The organism is Streptomyces tendae, assembly GCF_014650435.1.
Taxonomy (GTDB): domain Bacteria; phylum Actinomycetota; class Actinomycetes; order Streptomycetales; family Streptomycetaceae; genus Streptomyces; species Streptomyces tendae.
Genome location: NZ_BMUY01000077.1, coordinates 1 through 945 on the forward strand (window position 1 = coordinate 1; position 945 = coordinate 945).

The 945-nt window shown below is 67.2% G+C and carries 1 protein-coding gene; it reads right to left on the reverse strand.

Annotated elements, in window-relative coordinates:
* Positions 1–178 precede the first annotated feature (178 nt).
* On the reverse strand, positions 179–945 hold a 767-nt coding region (locus tag IE258_RS40670), incomplete at its 5' end, for an RICIN domain-containing protein (protein ID WP_189750820.1).

Below are 945 nucleotides of genomic sequence, written 5' to 3' on the forward strand. Positions count from 1 at the left end.
CGCACCCTCAGGCGCACACGCGTACTACTGCCGGGGTCCACAGTCGCGGACGCGGGCTCCAGGGAAGTCCACAGGCTCACACGCCGACGCTACGGGTCAACTCCCCAGGCGTCAGCGGCACTCGGGGCAGCACTTGCTGCCCCGAGGTACCTGATCGTACGACTTTTCGGACCCGGCATCAGTCCTTCGACGGGCGGATGATGTCCCACTCCTGGTCGTCGGTGTTGGTGCAGGTGGCGATGTTCAGCGGAGTCTCGGTGCCGCCGTTCTGGCCCTTCACGTTCAGGCACTTGTGGGCACTGGCGAAGTTGCGGATCCAGTAGTGCCCGCTCGCCTGCTTGTCGATCCACCACAGCTGGTTGTCCGCCTTGGTGCCGTTGCAGTGGAACTCGGCGACCCCCGTTCCCTCCGGGCGGGCACCGTATTCACCCAGGTCCATGCACAGCTGGTCCGTGACGTTCCGGATCTGGAAGAGCTTGACCCCGTTGGGGCCGCCGTTCTCGTACTTGACCTCGAGGTTCCAGTACTCGTTGTCGCCCTCTTCGTGGCAGTTGGCCTGCTGGACGACCCCGTTGATCTTGCCCTTCTCCCGTCCGGGGATGTCGGCGCACATGTGGGTGGTGGCGTTGCGCAGCATGACGTTCATGGCGGGGACCACGTCCGGCTTCTTCGCGGGCTTCTTGGACTCCCCGCCCCCGCCACCGCCACCGCCGTCGCCTCCGCCACCGGCGCCGTCGTTCTCGGGCTTCTCGGAGGCCGGCTGCTCGGGCTCCGCTTCGGGCGCGGATTCGGCGCTGCTCGGCAGCGTCTCCGGAGTCGCGCTCGGGCTGGGCGCGAGCGCGGCGCCAGCCTGCTCGGTCTGCTCCGTCGCACTCGTACGGACCTGCGGCTTGTACGCGATCCAGATCATCACGAACGCGATCGCCAACGCGAGGAAGATCCCGA